General features: G+C 57.6%; 19 protein-coding genes. 4 read left to right on the forward strand and 15 right to left on the reverse strand.

Features of this window, described 5'->3' with window-relative positions; genetic code table 11:
• The 11 genes from OSH04_RS09670 to OSH04_RS09720 form a co-directional block, all read right to left on the reverse strand.
• Positions 1–555 (reverse strand): RNA polymerase sigma factor, encoded by a 555-nt coding sequence (locus OSH04_RS09670; protein WP_009461859.1) that lies wholly within the window; start codon positions 553–555, stop codon positions 1–3.
• A 3-nt stretch (positions 556–558) separates the two neighbouring features.
• Positions 559–1,290, reverse strand: a complete 732-nt coding sequence (locus OSH04_RS09675; RefSeq protein ID WP_026483708.1) for an STN domain-containing protein — start codon at positions 1,288–1,290, stop codon at positions 559–561.
• 126 nt (positions 1,291–1,416) lie between these two features.
• On the reverse strand, positions 1,417–1,887 hold the full coding sequence (locus OSH04_RS09680) for a hypothetical protein (RefSeq protein WP_266108346.1): 471 nt from the start codon (positions 1,885–1,887) through the stop codon (positions 1,417–1,419).
• Between the two features lie 91 nt (positions 1,888–1,978).
• Positions 1,979–2,959, reverse strand: coding sequence for a peptidylprolyl isomerase (locus OSH04_RS09685; protein WP_266108347.1), 981 nt, complete (start codon positions 2,957–2,959; stop codon positions 1,979–1,981).
• 14 nt (positions 2,960–2,973) lie between these two features.
• Positions 2,974–3,507 (reverse strand): YbjN domain-containing protein, encoded by a 534-nt coding sequence (locus OSH04_RS09690; RefSeq protein ID WP_266108348.1) that lies wholly within the window; start codon positions 3,505–3,507, stop codon positions 2,974–2,976.
• A gap of 32 nt (positions 3,508–3,539) precedes the next feature.
• Positions 3,540–4,253, reverse strand: coding sequence for a DNA repair protein (locus OSH04_RS09695; protein ID WP_266108349.1), 714 nt, complete (start codon positions 4,251–4,253; stop codon positions 3,540–3,542).
• A 3-nt stretch (positions 4,254–4,256) separates the two neighbouring features.
• Positions 4,257–5,975, reverse strand: coding sequence for a putative porin (locus tag OSH04_RS09700; protein WP_266108350.1), 1,719 nt, complete (start codon positions 5,973–5,975; stop codon positions 4,257–4,259).
• Between the two features lie 42 nt (positions 5,976–6,017).
• Positions 6,018–6,737, reverse strand: coding sequence for a TonB family protein (locus OSH04_RS09705; protein ID WP_247966356.1), 720 nt, complete (start codon positions 6,735–6,737; stop codon positions 6,018–6,020).
• A gap of 19 nt (positions 6,738–6,756) precedes the next feature.
• A complete protein-coding gene (locus OSH04_RS09710) occupies positions 6,757–7,170 on the reverse strand; it encodes an ExbD/TolR family protein (protein WP_266108351.1) in 414 nt (137 codons plus the stop codon).
• A gap of 9 nt (positions 7,171–7,179) precedes the next feature.
• On the reverse strand, positions 7,180–9,132 hold the full coding sequence (locus tag OSH04_RS09715; protein WP_266108352.1) for a DUF2341 domain-containing protein: 1,953 nt from the start codon (positions 9,130–9,132) through the stop codon (positions 7,180–7,182).
• A gap of 51 nt (positions 9,133–9,183) precedes the next feature.
• Positions 9,184–10,710, reverse strand: a complete 1,527-nt coding sequence (locus OSH04_RS09720) for a ShlB/FhaC/HecB family hemolysin secretion/activation protein (protein WP_266108353.1) — start codon at positions 10,708–10,710, stop codon at positions 9,184–9,186.
• A gap of 457 nt (positions 10,711–11,167) precedes the next feature.
• Between OSH04_RS09720 and OSH04_RS09725 the strand changes: the two genes are divergently transcribed.
• Entirely contained in the window at positions 11,168–11,491 is a 324-nt protein-coding gene (locus tag OSH04_RS09725; protein ID WP_247966353.1) for a hypothetical protein, read from the forward strand.
• Positions 11,492–11,634: 143 nt separating this feature from the next.
• Here OSH04_RS09725 and OSH04_RS09730 read toward each other — a convergent pair whose 3' ends face one another.
• Entirely contained in the window at positions 11,635–12,378 is a 744-nt protein-coding gene (locus tag OSH04_RS09730; RefSeq protein WP_051316297.1) for a class I SAM-dependent methyltransferase, read from the reverse strand.
• 120 nt (positions 12,379–12,498) lie between these two features.
• On the opposite strand from OSH04_RS09730, the gene OSH04_RS09735 reads away from it, so the two are divergent.
• Complete coding sequence (locus OSH04_RS09735; RefSeq protein ID WP_086069042.1) at positions 12,499–13,263, forward strand: class I SAM-dependent methyltransferase; 765 nt, start codon at positions 12,499–12,501, stop codon at positions 13,261–13,263.
• 57 nt (positions 13,264–13,320) lie between these two features.
• On the opposite strand, the gene OSH04_RS09740 is transcribed toward OSH04_RS09735, so the two are convergent.
• From OSH04_RS09740 to OSH04_RS09750, 3 genes are all read right to left on the reverse strand, one after another.
• Entirely contained in the window at positions 13,321–15,726 is a 2,406-nt protein-coding gene (locus OSH04_RS09740; protein ID WP_266108354.1) for a TonB-dependent siderophore receptor, read from the reverse strand.
• 307 nt (positions 15,727–16,033) lie between these two features.
• Positions 16,034–17,020: a FecR family protein gene (locus OSH04_RS09745; protein WP_266108356.1), complete on the reverse strand. Its 987-nt coding sequence runs from the start codon at positions 17,018–17,020 to the stop codon at positions 16,034–16,036.
• A gap of 78 nt (positions 17,021–17,098) precedes the next feature.
• The gene (locus OSH04_RS09750; RefSeq protein WP_088451931.1) at positions 17,099–17,605 is read right to left on the reverse strand and encodes an RNA polymerase sigma factor; all 507 of its coding nucleotides are present in this window, start codon (positions 17,603–17,605) and stop codon (positions 17,099–17,101) included.
• Between the two features lie 199 nt (positions 17,606–17,804).
• Here OSH04_RS09750 and OSH04_RS09755 point away from each other — a divergent pair, with 199 nt between their 5' ends.
• Positions 17,805–18,143 (forward strand): DUF485 domain-containing protein, encoded by a 339-nt coding sequence (locus OSH04_RS09755; RefSeq protein WP_266108358.1) that lies wholly within the window; start codon positions 17,805–17,807, stop codon positions 18,141–18,143.
• Between the two features lie 10 nt (positions 18,144–18,153).
• The gene (locus tag OSH04_RS09760; protein WP_266108359.1) at positions 18,154–20,001 is read left to right on the forward strand and encodes a solute symporter family protein; all 1,848 of its coding nucleotides are present in this window, start codon (positions 18,154–18,156) and stop codon (positions 19,999–20,001) included.
• Positions 20,002–20,006: the final 5 nt, after the last annotated feature.

Below are 20,006 nucleotides of genomic sequence, written 5' to 3' on the forward strand. Positions count from 1 at the left end.
TTAAGCGTCGGTAAGGCTGTCGGAGACGCTGACACCCACAGCATCATTGAATTGTTCCGCGCACCGCAGTCGCAGATAGTCCAGCGCGCGCATCATTTCCTTGTTCACCAGGGAAACCGAAATATTGTACTGTTTGGCGATCTGGGCATAGGTCAGACCATCTACCCGCGAAGCCATCAAAATCGTGCGCTGACGAATCGGCATGTCCTGCAGCACAGCCAGCAATTGCGCCGTCGTGATGCGCGCCCAGGCACAACGCTGGGTATCGTAGGTGTCATCGGCAATATGGCTCAAGGCGTCCAGATCCATGGCAGTCAGCAAGCTGTTGCGCTGTTTGTAGGAATCAATGGCGATATGGGTAGCCATGCGCAGCAAGTAGGCTTCGTCATTGTTCACCGATACTCCATTGCCTACCCCCCCTATCCGTATCCAGGTTTCCTGCAAGGCATCCGCCGCATCTTCACGCGAACCTATCGTGCGCTCCAGCCGCCGACGCAAATGCGTGTAACGGGCGATCAGACTTTGGCGCAAACGGCTACGCAGTGCTTCGGACATGATCTACTTCCCGGCCTGCACAGGGCAGTCGTCACGCACATGGCCCGAGACGGGAGCCAGCAACAGGACCAAGGGTTGCGGCAGACTGGCATCCGGGGCCACGCCCATTGCCAGTGAGTCCAGCACCTGACTGATCGCCTGATCGCGGCTGGCCTGCCCGGTCGAGCCCAACAGGTGCACGCGTTCCACCTGCCCCTGCGGGTTCAGCCACAACTGCATGGCCAGCCGGTATGCGCCGGGGCGGGTCTGGGGCGATCGGCACAAGGCATTACGCACGGTCTGCTGTACTCGGGTGACATAGGCACTGTAATCATGGGCACCATCACGCACGCCCGAGATGTGATTTAGATTCAAGGGACGCTGGCCGGTGGCCACTTTACCCGGCCTGCTATCGGGCAAGCGGATCACAATCGAGCGGTTATCCACGTAATAGGCTTGCAAGCCCGAACCATGCAGCAAGGAGGACAAGGCTTGCTTGCGCGTCATTTCGCCGCGCACGGCTGGCATGGGTCGCTGCGGATCGGCACCGTCCAGCAGCACAGAGAGATCAGAACGTTGACCATACGCTTTCAAGGCCTGAGCCAAAGGCTGAGCCTGAATGTCGAAAGACAAACGTTCGGAAGAATTTAGCAGGGTGTCAGCATCAGACCGGGCAACTGCGAGACTTGCACAGGCAAATAACAAGAAAGCGCCGAGTAACACCGCCACACTGATCGCCACCTGAGTCATGGTCATGCGCACGTTAATAGGTCTAGCCGCGGCGTCGGACAGTGAAACGAAAAGGGGTGAGGCGAGGCGATTGTAGAAGTCCCCAATGACAACATAGTGACAGTTCCCGCCCGCTTTACGTGCCAAGCCACCTTAGCGCAGCACCAGCCAGGGCGTAGCGCCCTGCAGGTGTTCACGCATCTGTTCCAGGCTGCGCTCCAGCGCCTGAGCATCCTGGCGATAAAGATGAATCAAGGAAAACAGCGGCGAGCGGGTATCAATCAAATATTGATTCGCCCCGTTCAAGGCAGGCACACACAGCACAGGCCGGTCGGCCAGCAAGCGCCAGCGAAAGGTCAGGTCGCGCGTTTCTTTCAGGTTGAAATGCCAGTGGCGCGAGACCTGCGCACGGCGTATCAAATTCTGGCTGACACCGACTGAATGCAGAGTCTGGTGGCTGGGGATCAGGTCTGGATGAGGCAGGCAGTGGCGCAGTAAATAGGCGCACACCGCCGCCAGAGGGGAAGCATGGTAGATGGCGATGGAAGAAGTTTTGGCACTGAACCACGGCGTGGCTTCATGCTGCTTTTCCCAATGCGTACTGCTGATCCGCCACAATCGCATGCCATTCTCCTTCACCCGCCCTGCCCCTGGGCCTGCTGCCTGCAACATTTTGCCCGGTACAAACAGCCAGCATCACCCCCAGGGTTCAAGACTATGGGGTCTGCTGCAACAACTGACTCAACACCTTGCCATCCACGCTTACCGTATCGGCATCCAGCATGCCGGCCACATAGGCCTGCGTTGCTTCCTGCTGTCGCTGACGACGCAAGGCATCACGTAGCGCCGGCTTCACTTCCTCCAGCGAACGCACGCTGGCCGGGCGCAGATCAGTCAATTGCAGAATATGCACACCATCGGCCTGCACAATCGGATCACTCAGCTGGCCCGGTTCCAGCTTGGCAACCGTGGCACGCATGGCAGGCACCAACTGGCTCATCGGTAAAAAGCCATTGTCGCCACCCCGCTCGGCACTGATTTTCTCGTCCGAATGCTCTTTGGCCAGCGCCGCAAAATCCGCCTTGCCTTCGCGCATTTGCTTGACCCAGGCATCGGCCCGTTTCTTCGCTTGCGCCAAAGCCTGTTCGTCCTTGTCCGGCACGCTTAAAAAGATCTGGCTCAAGCGATACATGGCCGGCAACTGGAACTGATCCTGATTGGCCTGATAAGCCGTTTGCAGATCCTGCTCGGACGGGTAATCCGCTGCAGGTTCAGACACGGATTGCAGATAGCTGCGCAGGATCACCTGATTCTGCGCTTCTTCAATGGCACTGCGTATCTCGGCCTTCTTGTCCCATTCCTGAGCCTTGGCCTGCTCTACCACGGCTTTCTCGGCCAGGCGGCTGCGTAGCCACTGCTCCAGCACCACGCGATCATTACGCATGGCTTCACGCTGGGCTGCGGGCAAAACCTGCAGGAACTGCTGTAGCTCGTCCTGGCTGACCACCACCTGTCCCAGCGTGGCGACCGCCGGCGTCGCAGCACTGCTTTTTGCCGTCGATGCCGGAGCGCTGCTTTGTTGCCCGGCAGCTTGCGGCTGCTGGGCTTGAGCATCGCCATTTTTCCCACAACCCACCAACATGGCCGACAGGCTCAGAGCCAGCACACTTTGCAGCAGAAATTTGGGGTGTGTCATCGTGCTCACCTGATTCAAGCTTGTGCCGCTTCAGTTTGTTCAGCGTCGACAGGCGCAGTAGTCTCTTGGGCTACTTCTGGCTGAACAGTAACCGCTTCACCCTTGTCGGCACTCTGGGTTTCATTATTGGCCGCCGCATGCTGACGCAAAAACAGCAAGAATTCCTGCAACAAGCGGTCCCACAATTCAGCGGTCGCTTGCAGGTAACCTGGTGCAACGCCGCCGGCCACAATCACATCCATTTCCAGCACCAGAAACTCGCCTTGTACCGCCAGGCGAGCAAAGCGTTTGCCAATATTCCAGGCCGATTCGATACCGGCAGGCATCTCGCCTTGAACGCGCAAAGCGCAGCTCAAGGTGTAGTCCAGTGCCTGGTCCGCCTCATGCGCAGGATTACCCAGGCGCAGCGCAAAACCAATGCCTTGCGAAGCCGACAAAAGCTGGCGATTACCAGCCTGCTCGGACTCGGTCACGCGATAGCCCATCTGTTGCAACAACTCCTGCAATTGCTTCAAGGAGACGGATTGGATGGTTTGGGAGTCAGTCATACATATTCCTTGTGGGTATCAATCAATAAGACTCAGGGCGCGACAGGCGGCTGTTCCGACGACGTGGCACCGGGCGTGTACAAGCCGTCGTAAAGCTTGTCGCCCAGCGCCTGAGCGTGTTCGTCAAACTTCACGCGTGCCGAGCCGGCCAGCGGTTGTCGGATCTTGAGCAAGTCGCCCGTGCTGAACTGTTCGTAAGCCGCCAGGATTTCTTTCCCGGCTGCATACAGTTCCTTGTTTTTTGCTGTACACAGCGCCAATTCCTCTTCGCGCTGGGCCAGACTGGTGGCCAGGCTGGCACGTTGCGTTTCAGTGGCACGAGCTTGCTCCTGCAAGGTTTCAAACTCGTTACGCGCACGGCCTAATTGCGATTGCGCAGCGGCCACTTGTTGACGCGCAGACGTCTTGATGCCGTCCTGCTCATCTTGCAAGGTCTGAGCCTGCTTGCTGGCCTTGTCCAAACGGGCCTTGAGCTGTTCGACCTCCTTGCGGGCCGCATCACGTTCGGTTTCTGCGGCGGTTTTTGCCGCCGTCAGCTGCGCTTGCTGACTTTGCAACTGCTGCAATTGCTGGGTACTGGAGCGCAACTGCGTGCGCAGCCGCTCCTCCATATCCGATTTTTGTGCCATGGCTGGGCCAGCCCATTGGCCCAAACCCGCCAGCAGCAGCGCGCACAGCGTCATGACAAAAGGCTTGCGCCCGCTTGGCTGCACACATGGCTTCCAGGATGAGTTCAATATCTTCATGGCTTAGAACCTGGCGTTAAGTTCAAGCTGGATGATGTCGATAGACAGCGGTGCGCCATAGACTTCCTTGGAGCTGCTCCAGCGCAGATGGCCGGTTACGTTCTTCTCGAAGGCATAGCCTGCGCCCAGGAAGTAGCCACGTGCATTGGTGCCACCCAAGTGGAAGGAGGAGTCGTTATAGCCATCAGGCATGGCATCCGGTTCGATGTACTTGTAGCCCGCAAAAGCCAACCAATCGCCCTTGTCCTTCAAGCCCAGGCTACTGCCCAAGGTCGCTTGAACCATCCAGGCATTGCCGCCGCTTTCGATACCGGTCGGGTTGCCCGAGGCGTCATATGTACCGTTGGAGGCGATGTTGTGCAGACCACCAGCACGATCCGCCATCTTGTTGCTGTCGTAAGCCAGGTTACGCACGTAATTACCGGCCAAACGCAGGTTCAAGCCATTCATAACTTCGGTATCCCAGCGCATGTTCACGTCCAGCAAGTTGAACTTGGAGACCAGGCCCACGTATTGCCATTCGTTCCAGTTCTTGGGATCTGCCGACCACTGACGGATGTCACGCAAGAGGAAGACGGTATTGCCCTTTTGCATGAAGGCCGGACGCGACCAGTCTGTGTCACACACATCGCTGGACGAGTACAAAGTACACGCGCTGGAGCGCTGGCCGGCGATATTGTCAAAGTGGTAGTACGCTACGCTGCCGCGCAGATTGTTGCGCTGGTTGATCTTCCATTCAGCACCGATCTGCGCACCCAACAGCCATTTGTTTTCGCTGGAGCCTTCAGAGAGGCTGTTGCGATCCCATGGCGTGTTGGCGTATTCCAGCGCATAGGCACCCAGATTGCCAAAGACGGTCACTGGACGATCCGACATCGCGTGCTTGAAGGCGGCAGAAATACCATCCACGTTCAAGTCAGACGACCACAGCAGATCCGTGGAATCAAAGGGGCTGGAGGCGCGACCCGCCACAATAGTGGCCCAATCGGTAGGACGGTAAGACAAGTAGGCCTGATCCAGCCACAGGTGCTTCTTGCCCATGCCGTTGCCCAGCGTATCGGAAGTGGACACCGGATTGTCATCGCTGCCCGTGGCCAGGCGGATACCGGCCTCCCAACGCTCGGACAGCGTCGCTTTCACACCCAGACGAGCACGGATACGCCACAGGTTGCGGCGATCCTGGCGACTGTTCAGATAAGGAATCTTCAAACCATAGGGCTTGTTTTCGACCACGGTAGGAATGGGGCCGTTGTCGTTCCACTTCGCAAAGTTGATCAACTCGTTACTGTTCGCGCCATCCATCAGGCGCGACTCGTTACGCACGCGTACATCGCCTTCAACCGTGATGCGCGACACCCAGTCCGGGAAGGTGTTGGGCTGGGCCCAGTTCTCGGCCTTGGCTTGCGACATCACTTCATTCTTCACTTCTTCGCGGATCTGCTCACGCACCGTCTCCGGGATGTACGTGACACGCACATCACCTGGCCGGGCCTGGGCGGCACCTGCTGCACCAATATCGGCTTTACGAGCCTGGGCCGCTTCCGCCTCGGCCTGAGCCACCAGGGCATCGGCCTGAGCCTGGGGCAAGACGCCTTGCTGCACCAGCAGACGAATCAGGTTAACGGTGGCGTTCTGGGATGGCGCCTGAGCCAGCACAGGGCCAGCGGTGCAGGTCAAGGCCAGCGCCACCGCGCAAGCCAGCCGACTAGGATGGGTTTTCATGAAAAGCGCACTCCAAATCATTCGGTCAAAAAAGGCAGACAATCAACTGGGCCTACGACCCGTTACCTGGGCTCGGATAGGCATGCTTACCGACGCCGGTGGCCGCTCGCTCAAGCGCCCGACTTCACGCAAGGCAGCTACCAAGGCCTCATCAATCTCGGTATCGCCCGAGGACTGCGCCAGGGCGACACGGGTAATGGACCCGTCTTCGGTCAACCACAACTGCACCTGAACGCGGTAGACCAAGTTGCGGGTGCGGCTGTCCTCGCGCAGGATTTTTTGCAGCGCATAGGCCAGGTACTGGCTATAGGTGGCATTGCCTGCACGGCCACCGCCACTGCCGCCCATGCCTCGTCCCTGTCCGGCACTGATGTTGAAACTGTCAGTACCGGCCTGGGCGTCGCTGTCCATCTGCATCGGGTCTGACAAATCGTCCGATGGCGTAGGTGGCGCTTCATCCTGCGGTTGGGGCTCTTCAACCGGCGTAGGCTCGGGTTCAGGCTCCGGCTCGACCACTTCCTCTTCTTTGGGCTCTTCAGGCTCCGGTGGCGGCTCGGGTTCGGGCGGCGGAGGAGGCGGTGGCGGCAAAGGAATCAACATGGGCTCTTTGGGCACCTGGCGCTTGATCCCCGCCATGTCGTTGGCCCATTTCCAGACCCACCAGCCCAGCAGCGCCACCAGCACCACAACCAGCACCTTGATGGCCAGCCGACGCCAGCGTGCGCGTTGGTTGGCTTGCGGTTTGGATGAGTTTGGCAACATCGTTAGAACACCAATTAACTTACTGAGGTTTGCCGGTCACCAGACCGACCTGGGACAGTTCCAAGCGCCGCAACACATCCAGCACTTCCACCACTTTCTGGTACTGCACGATGCTGTCGCCGCGCACAATCACCGGGAAGTCCGGGTTCAAGGCTTTCTCGGTACGCAAGCGGTCTTCCAGCTCGGGCAGGGTGACCGGATAAGCATCCAGAAACACCTGACCGGCCTCGTTCACGGAAATGGCTTTGGTCTTGGGCTGAACCAGGGATACGGTGGAACTGGCCTTGGGCAAATTCACCTGGATGCCGGAGATTTGTGCGGTGGCGGTCAGGATGAACATGACCAGCACCACCATCAGCACATCGACCAGCGGAGTAATGTTGATGCCGTCAACAGCTGCGCTGTCATCATCGTCGTCTCGTAGGGCTACCATGTCCGTTCCTTATGCCGAGCCAGCAGCCTGGGCATTGGCCAGATCAAGATCAGCGCCTTGAGCCAATGCCGTTTCGTGCTTGTCGTGTTTGGTTTTGCCAGGTGCGCTGTTCTGGCCATGAATTTCAGCCAAGCGAGTCACAAACTCGTCCACAAACACACGCATATCCGCGCTGACATCTTTATTGCGGCCAATCAGGCGGTTGTAGCCAAACAGGGCCGGAATCGCGACGAACAGACCCATTGCAGTCGCCAGCAAGGCAGCAGCCATACCGGGAGCAATTGCATTGATGTTCACATCACCTGCCATCGCGGTTCCCAGGAACACCACCATGATCCCCAGCACCGTGCCAAGCAGACCGATGTAAGGGCCACCGGCAATCGCGTTGGACAAAATGCCCAGACGTGCACCCAGTGCCTGATTTTCCTGTGTACGAACACCGTCCATGGAAGCGCGGATGGCTTCGATGGTGTTGGGAGACAAGGCCTTCATGCCTTGGGCCTGACGGTTGTGCAGCTCTTTCACCCCCATGCGGTACAGGCGCCACAAAGAGGAATGAGCAAAGTTCTGTTCAGCCTTGGCGTCGGTCTGTACCGCATCCAGCTTGCCGCCGGACTCACCAAATGCAGCACGGAACTGACGGTTGGCTTCTTGCACACGGCCCACCTGACGGCTCTTGCGGTACATGATGACCCAGGACTGGAACATCATGAATACCAGCACGGCGATCACAATCCAGGCGTCCATCGGGACGGCTTTCAGCAGAAAGCCCAGAGCACCGAAACCGAAGCCGGACTGCTCTTCATCCGCACCGTACGCAATCAGGCGAGACTCGGCTCCTTGTGCCAGTGCATCGGCGTAAATCAGGGCAGCAGGTCGGGCAACCTTGGACAAGCGCAGCTCGTCAATCGCACCAACAAAGGGCGCATAGTTAGCGACTGGAGCGGTGACAGGCGCTGTGGCCTCGGCACCGGCAGAGGCAGTTGCACCGGGCGTGGCACCGTCAGCGCCAACTACTTCAGCCGCCACAGGAGCAGGCGCGGCCAGCAAGGTTCCGGGGACATCACCACCCAAAGCGGCAACCGTGTTCAGTGGTGGCAGGCTGGCATTCAGGGAAGCCGTGGCACGGCCCTGGACGTATAGAATCACTTGGCTGCCATCGGCTGTCACGGCCAGGTGCTGCCAGGTGCTGGGCGACAAGGGGGCACCGGCAGGACTGCGTTGGCCATTGATCTCAACAAAGGGCACGCCCTGGTCCAGACCGATCAGAAAGCTGTTGGCACCATCACGACGGGCATAGACCAATTGCTGGCCTTGGGGCTGATCTGCACGCACCCAGGCGCTGAAAGAAAAAGCACCGGCTGCTGGCACGGCCAGGGAAGGACTGGCAGGCAGCATCAAGGGCGCTGTACCCACAAACTGGGCGGCACGTCCGGACACGCCGTCAATCACGCCCGCTGGGGCTGTTTGAGCGTGGTTGGTGTACGCCGTACTGTCACGCGAAGGTGCACCAGCGGCGCCATCAAAGTGGTAGACCAGGGTGTAGTTGGGATCGAAGGTAATCTGGCCGTTGGAAGCCACCGGGGCTTTCTCGTTACCGTAGTACATCCAGATATCCTGCTTCTGGCTGGCCATCACCTCAGGAATATCCACCCAGATCAGCGCCATGCCCATCAAGGGGTCAAAGCTCTCGATCTGGTGGTTCAGCACGGTCTGATCATCACCGGACACAAAGCGCAGGTCCGAGCCATTTTCATTGGTGCCATCAAAGGAAAAATTGCCAGTATGCAGGCGCACCAGCAAAGGGGTGCGGCCTACGCTTTCGCTGATAGCCGCGCCTTCAGGCGTAGTATCAACAGAGATTTGCTTGCGGTACTGCCAATCAGGCTGCCACCAGGCCTGCGCCACGGCGGGTAGCCAGCCCACCATCATGGCGAGCATCAAAAGAAGAAGGCGTTTCATGATCGAATTACTCCGGGAACAAAATCAGGCAGATTGTTCTGGCTAAGGGGGTCAGAAGGAGGCGCGCAGGCTGAAGTGCACACGCGGATCGTGTCGTTCGGTGTTGACGCCTTGCGTCAGGGGATAAGCCCAGTCGGCATGCAGGGACAGCCAGTCAAACATTTGCAGACGCGTACCGATGCCCACACTGGCCAGATGAAAGCTGGACTCCTGCTCAGGCAAGGGGTCACGCAAGCGCAAACGTGCAACGTCGCTGAAGGCGTAGAAGCGCCACTCGTTAACCGAGGGGCCAATCCAGCGGGCCAGCGAGGGGGTACGCAGCTCTACGCTGGCCATCCAGCCATCGTCTGCACTGCGCTCAGCGGCCAGATAACCGCGCACGCTGGTCGCGCCACCGGCCGAAAATTGTTCGTTGGAAACCAGAGCGCCTGAACCAATCTGAAAGCCCACTCGGCCATAGGCCTGCCAGTCTTTGGCAAAAGTTTCGGTGTGGTTCAGATCGCCCTTGAACACCATGAAACTGGGGCTGGCCATCCAGCGCTTGTAGTCGAACTCTTCCCATTCGCTGTTCAGGCCAAACAGGCTGCGGCTGGCGCCCGTCAAGGTCAGGCCGACACTGGTTTGCGAGTCTTCGGTATAGCGGTAGCCGTTGTAGGCCAACGTGAAGGGCAGATACGTCAGCGGCACGCGGTCGCTGGTCTCACCAAAACGGGTTTGCTCTTCAAAATCCTTGTAGTCCATGCCAATCGAGGCGGTGTGATACCAGGAGCCGGACTGCGGAAAGGTGTAGGTGGCATGAATGCCGTAGGACTGGCCCTTGCCCAGCACATTGGTGCCGCCAACAGTCGAGACATCGCTGTCAGACTTGTAGCCAGAGAACGCCAGGCTCCAGCGCGGGGACAAAGGCATGGTGTAGGCCGCCGACCAGACCTTGGCATCCTGCATGTCACGCGGAGCCGTGAAGTAGGTCAGGGAGAAGGTATGGCCGCTTTGCCAAAGATTGTCGTGGCCAAGGGTGACCATGCCGCGCAGCTTGCTGGTGTCGGCGCTGTAATCATTGTTCAAGCCCACACTGGCACTCCAGGGGCTTTTGTCGTCAACGCGCAGATCCACGTCCATGGTGCCGGGCACACGCCCCTCTTTCACCATGGGCATGACCTGGCGACTGGCGCCGCGATTGAGCTCCGCCAGTTCCGCCTGCGCCTTGCTGAAATCCGGCACCTGACCTTCTTGCAAGGACGGCACGCCGTCACGGATGGCCAGCGGCGAATAGTGTTCAGCACCGACCACGCGCACACGGCCTACCTTGGTTTCCGTGACCTGGAAAAACACCACGCCATCAGCCACGGCCTGCTCGGGCAGGTCCACGTAAACCGACTGATAGCCCTGCGCGTTATAGACTTCCTGCAAGGCGTCGCGCGCTTTTTCAATATCCTCAAGGCTGCGCTCGGGGCCTAAAAAGGGGTAGACCGCTTTTTCAATGCTGCGGGCATCCAGCACGGTATTGCCACGCACAATGTATTCATTGATGTTGACCTTGCCCTGAGCCTGCGCAAAGGCACTCTGAGGCAGCAACAAAGCCAGCGCCATCACTGGCGCAGCACAAAAGGGGTGGCCCCTCCACCCGGACAAACGGACGTTGCGCCCTGAAATTTCTGCTGGCATCACGATGCTTCCGATCCTCAATCTGATGAGCGCTGTGTCGGTGTGTCCCTGCTGGGACGACACGCCGCGCGACTCGTTGACATCTAGACGCAGCAGAAATCGAAAACTTTCGTTTGTAACAAAAACTTCATAATTCTTTCTGGGCGGCGGGGGCCAAACAGGCGGACTCGTCCCCAACGGCGCGATGTGCCTGCCCCCATGACAGCGGCAAAATACGCCGCCTTTGTCATGAAAACTTCACCCAGAAAAGTGAAGGCTTGCGCTAGGGTGTGTGGAACCCGAACGCCGTTATGGTGTGACTCCTTTTTATTGGCACCACCCTATGCGCCCTCTCCTTTTCTTCTTATTGTTTTTGGTTCAGGCAGGCAGCATGGCCCAGGAAAACGCGCAGACTGAAGGCGCAAAAAGGCCCCCGTCCGATGTGTCTCCCGGCTGTGTCAGTGTAGTAGTGGATGGACAGGCGGCCCTGTCCTACGATTGCTTGAGCCAGCAAATGCAGCCCAAAGCAGGCACAACACCCGGGGCGCCAGGAATAGGGTCTGAAGCCATCATCCAGAAAGGCCCGAATGCGATGGGTTTGGTCAATCCGGCAACAAGCAGCAATCGCATGGGCTCGAACTTCGGGACCTCGGCTTATCCGCAACGACCGCCACGGCCATCAGCGCCTTCGCCTTTTGCGCCGCCTAATCCCTGAGAAAGCAGCCGGCCCCAAGCAAACCTGTTTGAATATAAAAAAGCCCACACAAATCGGTCCCGTGTCCGATTTGTGTGGGGCTTCTGCTAGCGCTGACTGACTCCAGCCCCTCAGGTAAAAAAGCCTGAGATGATGTGTTTTTTCTAACTGCGCTGATACTGCAAACAACGCCCCTTGTAAGACACCTCCTTGCCTTCGGGCATCAAAATGGGGCGATCGCGCAAGCAGACCTGTCGTACCAGCTCAAAACCGTAGCGCGACATTTCCTGAGTAAATTTATTGCGATGCCCCCGGTCCGGGTCTACCACCCAGACTTCGGCCTGTTTCTTCGCACGCTGGTCTACCAGTTGGGCTAATTGGGCGGGCGTATTCCCTTCATACAACAGGTCACTGCCCACGATCAGGTCATAACGCTGCCGGGCGGGTTTCAGCCCCAAAGAAGCCAATAAATCAGGGCAAGATTGCTCCCCCCACTGGGCATGGACATACGGCAGATCGGACAAGCCATTCAAAGCCTGATTCAGCTTCAGGAAATGCGGCACCATGGGATGGCAATCGCTGGCGTGGATTTGCGCGCCACGTTTATGCATCACCAGACTGGTCAGGCCCAATCCGCAGCCCAGTTCCAGAATGCTTTCATCCGCCCGAATGGGACGATTTTTCAATTTGCGCGCCAGTTGAATGCTGGACGGCCATACCAGGCCAAACAAGGGCCAGACAGCCGGGCCTATGCCCAGAGACTGTGCATGTCCCAACGGGTCAGCATATTGCATGTGATCGGCCAAGGAACGAATACGTAACGATTCTCTGGGCGAGATTCGTATATGCTGGAGACGGGTTTTTAACTTGGCGGGCGTGGATGAGGTCGAGCCATATAAGTCTGACATAGACTGATGATCGTCCATATCCATACAAAAAGCGAATTTTGGCTTATTTTGCTGTGGTTTAAACTATAGATAGCCGAATTTAAACGAATTTTCGCCCAACACCATTGATAAGGACCGCTATTGTTCAAAGACCTGATTAAAGACCTTGACGACCATTCCATCGTGGAACCTGACATTTTTCTGGACGTACCCTTCGTCCCCAGCGACGACCGCGTCATCGACACCATGCTGCAACTGGCTCAAACCGGGCGCAAGGACGTCTTGTATGACCTGGGCTGTGGCGATGGGCGCATTGTCATTGCGGCCGCCAAAAAATACCACTGCACCAGCATAGGCGTCGAACTGGACCCGCTGCGCGTTGCCGATGCCATGGAGCAAGCCGGCCATGCCGGCGTGGAGTATCTGGTGGACTTTGTGGAAGAGGATCTGTTTACCGCAGACTTCAGCCAGGCCACCATCGTGACGCTGTACTTGATGGACACCATCAATGCCATCCTGCGCCCACGCTTGTTGCAGGAGCTGCGGCCCGGCGCGCGTATTGTGTCGCACGCTTTTGATATGGGAGACTGGGAAGCCGACGAAATCCTGCATGTAGGCGGCATCAAAATCTACAAATGGATTGTGCCCGCGCAGGTGGCAGGCGAATGGGAATGGGAAGGTCTGGACGGGACGGACTACCGCTTGCAGCTCAAGCAGCGGTATCAGGATGTCAGCGGGAAAATCTGGATGAATGGCAAGCCCGCTCTGCTGACTGATCTTTATCTGTCCGGCGATTGTCTGGAACTAAGTGCACAGGCCGACGACTCCTCGCCCGTAATCAGCTCCCATCTGTACTTCGACCACCAGGAGCTGCTGTCCGTGGAAGAGGTGGAAGCAGAGGACTGATTCCACAAACCTCTGCTTCGCAATATCAAGCCCTGGCATCAGACCAGGGCTTTTGTTTTAGAACTGGTACTTCATCGTCAGCATGATCTTCTGCGGTGCACCGTAAAAGCCCTGAGAGTCTTCCGTCAGGTCTACATACTTTTTGTCGAACAGATTATTCACGTTCAACTGGGCCGACAAGCTAGGCGAGAAGCGGTAATGCGCCATCAAGTTGGCCAGCAAAATGGAACCTTGCTCGCGTCGTGCGCTAAGATTTGGCGCCACAGTTCTATCCACATAAACATGACTGCGCCATTGCACACCGCCGCCTACCGTCAACTTCCCTTCGGTACCCGGCACGATATAGGAAGTTTGCAAATGCGCCAGGTTCTGCGGTTCAGAAGTTTTAAAAGGACCACCCTCAGCATTGCGCACCAGATTACGTGCAAAGCCTGCGGACACCTGCCAGCCAGGTTGAATTTCACCCGAAGCCTGTAGCTCGAAGCCCTCGCTAGTCACGCCCTTGGCCCCCCGATAAGCAAAATCACTGGAGCCAGGTACAGTCCTGTCACCGTCTTTTTCGGCCACATTGTCCTGCTCGATACGAAACAATGCCAGCGAAGTGTTGAGCTTGCCATCAAAGTGCTCGGATTTCAGACCCAGCTCATAACTCTTGCCCTGCACCGGGTCCAGAAAGCCACCACTGGCATCACGATAGGTCTGGGGCTGAAAGATATCCGTGTAGCTGAGATAAGCCGTGAAGTTATCGTTGAAGTCGTACAGCAGGCCAGCGTACGGCGTGAATACATGATGGTTCATGGTGTCATTGCCGGACTCGCGCTTCCAATTGGTTTGTCGACCACCCACAATCAGCTTCAGGGAATCGCTCAAGGACAGGCGCAGAGCGCCATAGACCGCATTCTGGCGCGTTTCCTGTTCGCCCAACGGCTGAAAACTCCCCCATACCGGCTCGGGATAGGAGCCGTCCCATTCAAAGACATTACCCACTGGCGTATTGCCTTGCGGAGCGTGGTTGCCATAACGGTAGTTGGACTTGCTGCCCATCACTCCCACAAAAGCCTCATGCTCCTGGCCGAAGGCATTAAATGGCCCGCTCAGTTCCAGCGAGGCGCTGTTCTGATCGAACTCCTGATGCGAGTTGTTCAGCAAGGACGTCATGCCCAAGCCGGTGACAGGATCAGGGTGGCCCATCAAATACACCAGCTTGGAGTCGTACTCGCTCTCCAGACGGCTGACATTGGCTTTCAAGGACCAGCCATTGGAAAAGCGATGGTCTATGCCCGCGTAGAAGGTATTGCTGGTCGTATCCCAGCGTGTCCAATCTGCACCGACACTGAAAGAGCGACGCCAATCCAGATCCCCGCCCTTGTTATCCAGAGTAGGCAGACCGCCCCAGGTCACGCCCGTCGGACGTTTAGCCTGATGCTCTACTCCAACCCGCACAGTCGTGTCAGGCGTCAGATCCGCTTCCGCAGTCGCTAACCAGGCACGATTGCGCGTGTGGTAACGGTCGATATACGAATCGCGCTCCTCCATCATCCCTGCCACGCGGGCACGCACGGTACCGTCCTTGTTCAAGGGCGTAGATAGATCAATCGTGCCCCGATGATGACCCCAAGAGCCTATGCCAACAGAGGCGGTGCCGGTAAACACATCGCTGGTCGCGCGTTTGCGCACGATATTCACCGAAGCCCCAGGATTGCCCGCCCCCGTCATCAAGCCGGTAGCACCACGCACTATCTCGATGCGGTCGTACAGAATGGGATCAAAGTTGGAAGTTCCGAAGAAATCATTCTGTGTGGCAATAGACACCCCATCGTATTGGTAAGTGTCGATATAGAAACCACGCGAATGAATATCGGTGCGGTCAATATCCGACATGGACGTTGCAATCCCCGTGACGGTCTTAAAGCTCTCGCCCAGCGTGGTCAAATTCATATCTTCCATCTGCTGGCGTGTAATCACACTGACGGACTGCGGGGTCTCGCGTGGTGACAGACGCAAACCTGTTGCCGCCGTGGTCGCCTGAACGGCATAGGAGCCCGAGCCTTCAGTAGACAGATCACGCCCCACCACACGAACCGGAGCCAGCTGCGTCGTCTCGCCCTGCACCGGGCGGGTCAGAGACACATTCTTGCCCTTACGTCGAAATTCCAGACCCGTGCCTGCCAGCAAGCGACTTAAGGCCTGATCTGCCGTGAGACTGCCGGACACAGGGGGAGCCGCAATCCCTTTAACCGCGTCAGGCAGATAGAAAATCTGCAACCCGGCCTGTGCACCTAGCTTTTCCAGCGCGGCCTCCAAGGGTTGTGCGGCAATGCTGATCGCCACCGGCGTTTCCTGCGCCCAGGCATGGGGTGCGTACAGACCAATAGCCAGAAAAAGGGAAAGTGCGAGGGCGTTAAGACCAATCGATGTCGTACCCCGACGCGCGGCGGCGGGTATTGCTTGCGTGTCCAGCATGAACAGAGTTCCAAAAAATAAGTACGCGCATGGTGCGCAGACGCCCTTGGCCAAGGCTATGGGTTAGCCTGTTTCCGATCTGGAAAGCAGGCCCCCATAAGTAAGACGCCGTAGCGAAAAATTTTCCGGAATGATTCTCACTGCTCTTTTTGATACAAGATGTATCGATAGTGGTGCACGACTTGCTTGGCAACGGAACTCAACAGCACAGCATCGTTCGTCTTCGAATCGCTGTTCACCATTCGCACTTCACGGTTCGTGGCTTGTTGCTTGTTGCTTGCTGCCAAACGTAAAACGAGCCGTAACCTTAACGCGCCATCAACAAAGCGCTGCCATCCGCTTGTCGCACCACCCGTACTGGCGCGATATCCGGCAGGATATCCAGCGCCGCTGATGGTTCCTCAATACTCAATGTGCCCGAAATGCGCAACTTGGTGATCTGTGAGTCTGTCACCCGCAAGGGGTGTTCCAGATAGCGGCTCAGCTCCTGTGCCACCGTCGTCAAAGGCACATCACGGAACACGATGCGCCCCTCTTGCCAGGCCATAATCGCTTCCACACGCTCCTGAGCTAAAGGCATCACCTTGTTGTTTACCGCGCTGGATACCTGCCCAGCCGATAACATCGCCCGGTCCCGGCGCCACCACGGGCCTGTGGAAAGCTGCACCGAGCCCTCGCGCACAGCCACGGCGACACTCTCCGCCTCTCGACGCACATTGAACTGCGTCCCGGTAACCAGCACCTGCGCCTGACCCGCGTCTACGGAAAAGGGGCGATTCTTGTCGGACTGCACCGCAAACAGGGCCTCGCCCCGCAGCAACTCCACGTTTCGGCGCGACGCGTAAAACGCGATGTTCACCTCCGTGTCCGTATTCAAATCCAGACGCGAACCATCCGGCAATTCAAGCTGCTTGCGCTCGCCGCGTGCGGTCAACAGGCGCTGGGTAAACACAGGCGTTTCGGCCCACATCGAACGACTGAACCAGGCCCCGGCGGCCACCGTTGCAAGCGTCACCCCTGTACCCATCACCCAGCGTCGACGCGCGAAGTCAGGCACCTCTTGCGCCGGACGATTCATGATCTCCCGCATCTCGTCCATGGGCAGATGGTCCGCCACCTGCCAGACCTGCTGCAAGGAACGGTACTCCCGCTCATTGGCCGGATCCTGCGCCAACCACGCATCCCGCTCACGCTGCTCCTGCGGCGTCAGCTCACCGAGCTGCTCTCTGGAAAACCAGTCCAGCGCTTGCTCTTGGGGCAGATAAGAGGGGGGATGCTTGTCGTTTTTAGGCATGGCTCGCGTCGCCAGGGACACAGGGCACAAAACCGTGCCCTTCACTGATAAGACGTTTATGCATAAGGAAATCCGGAATCAATGAGGGGCATAGCTTTGTAACTTTTTCTGAAGATGCCGCAATGCCCGCTTCATGTATTTTTCCACCGAGCTGGGTGTCAGATCCAGCTTCTCTGCAATTTCCTTTTGCGTATAGCCCTCTATTTTGTTCCACAAAAACACTTGCTGGCACTTCAAGGGCAGCTCCTGCAAGGCATCTCGCAACGCCTGGCTAAGCTGCTCCATGCGCAGATCACTTTCCGGGCCAAGACCTACCGGGTGCTCCTCCTCTCGCAAATCGTGTAGAGGCACCACGTCGTGGCGCGACTGACGGCGGATCTCACTGATCAGCTGGTTTTGCGCACTGCGATACATATAGGCTTTTTGATTCAGTGCCGCAGCATGTTCGCCGCGCAGCAAGCCTTCAATGGAGTCCTGCGCGGCATCTTCCGCGTCCTGCGGCAAAGAGCTGCGCTTGGCCCACGAGCCGATCAGCCCGCTGTAATGAGCGAGCCAGCCTTTCTTGGACGTGGGGCGGCGGGACATGGCAAATACAAGAGACGGATGTCGAATGAAGCGAGCATATTAAAAATAATTCTCATTTAGATATAGAAAAGTCCCTGCGGTGTGGCATCCCACCTCATCCTGCAAATTTGCAAGAGGGTTTGCAACATTGGCGCTTTCCTATCGCGCCCTCCTTCTTAAGAATGGCAAATACAAATCCAATCAAAAAAAGGAGACAAACATGGCGGATATCTCTGCCCAGGTTTATGAGGCGCTGTACGCAAAGCCTCAATTCCAGGATCTGGTACGCAAGCGAAGAGGCGTGGTGCTGCGGTTGTTGTTTGTCAGCATGGCCTTCTTTTTTCTGGTTCCCATTCTTTCCAGTCTTAGCCCCGAGCTTTTTCGTCTGAAACTGAGCAACTCCACCAATTTCGGGCTCTGGTATCTGATCGCCCAGTATCTGGTGGGCGGTGCTGTAGCGTGGCGCTATGCCGTTCAACTGCGTCACCTGGACAAGATGGTGCAGCAGTTAACACAAGAAGAAGCCCAGCAGTTCTCAATGCGCTCCGCGACCGTTTAAGGGGCTCATCATGAAAAAAATAGTATTTGCGACAGCCTTGATGGCTGTCAGCGAAGCTGCGCTCGCACAGGAAAGCACCTTGGTTAATGAAGGCAACAGGGTGCTGACGTTTTCAGTATTCGCCTTCTTGTTCTTGTTCACGCTGGGCATCACGTTTCTGGCGGCACGCCGCAACGCCACTGCCAGCGACTTCTACACGGCGGGCGGCGGTATCAGCGCCCGTTTCAATGGACTGGCCATTGCCGGGGATTACCTCTCAGCCGCCGCGTTTTTGGGCGTTTCCGGGCTGATCGCGATATATGGTCTGGACGGTATCAGCTATCTGGTGGGCTTTTTCGTATCCTTCATTCCAGTGCTGATTCTGGTGGCCGAACCTTGCCGGAATCTGGGTCGCTACACGCTGGGCGATGTGCTGTCCTATCGAAACAACTTCCGTGCCACCAAGCTGGTTGTGGCCGGGTCCAGCATTCTGGTCGCGCTGTTTTACATGGTCCCGCAGATTGTGGGCGGTGCCGTGATTATCCGGGCGCTGATCGGGATTCCCTATGAGGTTTCTGTTGGCATCGTCGGCCTGATGATGCTGATTTACGTGTTATTTGGTGGCATGCGTGCCACTACTTCAGTGCAAGTGCTCAAGGCTGGTCTGCTGATCAGTTTCTGCTTCGTGCTGGTGATTCTGTCCTGGGCGCCCTACGGCTTTAACGTGAAAGCGTTTTTTGGCTCGGTCATTTCCAGCCCCGCCATCCAGAATCATGTGATCAATTTCCTGGGGCAATCTTCGCTGGGTGTGGCCGAAGCCGGACAGCGCTTTCTGGAACCGGGCCTGTATCTGAAAAACCCGGTCGAACAGATTTCGCTGGGTATGGCACTGGTGCTGGGAACCGCCGCAATGCCACATATCCTGATGCGCTTTTTCACCGTGCCACATGCGCAAGCCGCCCGCAAATCGGCACTGTACGCCATGTTTGCCATCGGCCTGTGCCATCTGTTCATTGTGGTGATCGGCTTTTCTGCCGCACTGAATGTCAGCCCCAGCGCGATTCTGGGCCTGGACAAGGGCGGCAATCTGGCCGCGCCCATGCTGGCGCAACTGTTGGGTGGGGGGCCGGAGAGCATGATGGGCAACTTCATGCTGGCCGTGGTGGCTGCCGTGTCCTTTGCCACGATTGTGGCGGTGGTGGCCGGCCTGACACTGGCCGCGGCTTCCTCGCTGGCCCATGACGTGTATATCGGCGCAATTCGCAACGGTGCAGGCACCGAGCGCGAACAGGTCATTGCAGCGCGTATCGCCACCTTGCTGATGGCGGTGATTTCCATCGCTGCCGGTATTGCGGCCAAGGGACAGAACGTGGCGCATCTGGTGGGCCTGGGCTATGCCGTTGCCGCATCGGCCAACCTGCCAGCGCTGGTCTGCACCTTGTACTGGAAACGCTGCAATACCGCCGGTGTGGTGGCGGGTGTAGTAGGCGGAACGATCCTGTCCATCGGGCTGGTGCTGGTATCGCCCAACATGAGCTACCCGCTGCTGCAAAAAGAAGCGGCACTGGCCACTGTCACCACCGTCAATCAAAAGCTGAACACGGCAAGCGACCCTGCCCTGCGCGACAAGCTGGTCACTGAACGCAACGCAGCCCAGGCCACGGCAGATGCCATTCCTGCCGATGCAAGCAGCGTGGTGGGCCTGTCCAAGCCCCTGATCAGCCTGCGCAATCCCGGAATTATCTCCATCCCTCTGGGCTTTTTACTGGTGATTCTGTTCTCGCTGTTCACCCGCAGCGCCCTGTCGGAATCCAGGTGGGTAGAGATGTCGGTTCGCCGGGAAACCGGATTAGGTGTGGCCAAGGCCACGGTTCACTAAACGTA

The organism is Alcaligenes nematophilus, from assembly GCF_026344155.1.
GTDB lineage: Bacteria > Pseudomonadota > Gammaproteobacteria > Burkholderiales > Burkholderiaceae_B > Alcaligenes > Alcaligenes phenolicus.

Coding starts and splice junctions, on each gene's coding strand:
- OSH04_RS09715 (WP_266108352.1), bottom strand. CDS start 9,132: ATGAAACGCCTTCTTCTTTTGATGCTCGCCATGATGGTGGGCTGGCTA.
- OSH04_RS09750 (WP_088451931.1), bottom strand. CDS start 17,605: ATGTCCCGCCGCCCCACGTCCAAGAAAGGCTGGCTCGCTCATTACAGC.
- OSH04_RS09695 (WP_266108349.1), bottom strand. CDS start 4,253: ATGAAGATATTGAACTCATCCTGGAAGCCATGTGTGCAGCCAAGCGGG.
- OSH04_RS09670 (WP_009461859.1), bottom strand. CDS start 555: ATGTCCGAAGCACTGCGTAGCCGTTTGCGCCAAAGTCTGATCGCCCGT.
- OSH04_RS09675 (WP_026483708.1), bottom strand. CDS start 1,290: ATGACCATGACTCAGGTGGCGATCAGTGTGGCGGTGTTACTCGGCGCT.
- OSH04_RS09705 (WP_247966356.1), bottom strand. CDS start 6,737: ATGTTGCCAAACTCATCCAAACCGCAAGCCAACCAACGCGCACGCTGG.
- OSH04_RS09730 (WP_051316297.1), bottom strand. CDS start 12,378: ATGTCAGACTTATATGGCTCGACCTCATCCACGCCCGCCAAGTTAAAA.
- OSH04_RS09745 (WP_266108356.1), bottom strand. CDS start 17,020: ATGCCTAAAAACGACAAGCATCCCCCCTCTTATCTGCCCCAAGAGCAA.
- OSH04_RS09690 (WP_266108348.1), bottom strand. CDS start 3,507: ATGACTGACTCCCAAACCATCCAATCCGTCTCCTTGAAGCAATTGCAG.
- OSH04_RS09760 (WP_266108359.1), top strand. CDS start 18,154: ATGAAAAAAATAGTATTTGCGACAGCCTTGATGGCTGTCAGCGAAGCT.
- OSH04_RS09740 (WP_266108354.1), bottom strand. CDS start 15,726: ATGCTGGACACGCAAGCAATACCCGCCGCCGCGCGTCGGGGTACGACA.
- OSH04_RS09755 (WP_266108358.1), top strand. CDS start 17,805: ATGGCGGATATCTCTGCCCAGGTTTATGAGGCGCTGTACGCAAAGCCT.
- OSH04_RS09680 (WP_266108346.1), bottom strand. CDS start 1,887: ATGCGATTGTGGCGGATCAGCAGTACGCATTGGGAAAAGCAGCATGAA.
- OSH04_RS09700 (WP_266108350.1), bottom strand. CDS start 5,975: ATGAAAACCCATCCTAGTCGGCTGGCTTGCGCGGTGGCGCTGGCCTTG.
- OSH04_RS09685 (WP_266108347.1), bottom strand. CDS start 2,959: ATGACACACCCCAAATTTCTGCTGCAAAGTGTGCTGGCTCTGAGCCTG.
- OSH04_RS09725 (WP_247966353.1), top strand. CDS start 11,168: ATGGCCCAGGAAAACGCGCAGACTGAAGGCGCAAAAAGGCCCCCGTCC.
- OSH04_RS09710 (WP_266108351.1), bottom strand. CDS start 7,170: ATGGTAGCCCTACGAGACGACGATGATGACAGCGCAGCTGTTGACGGC.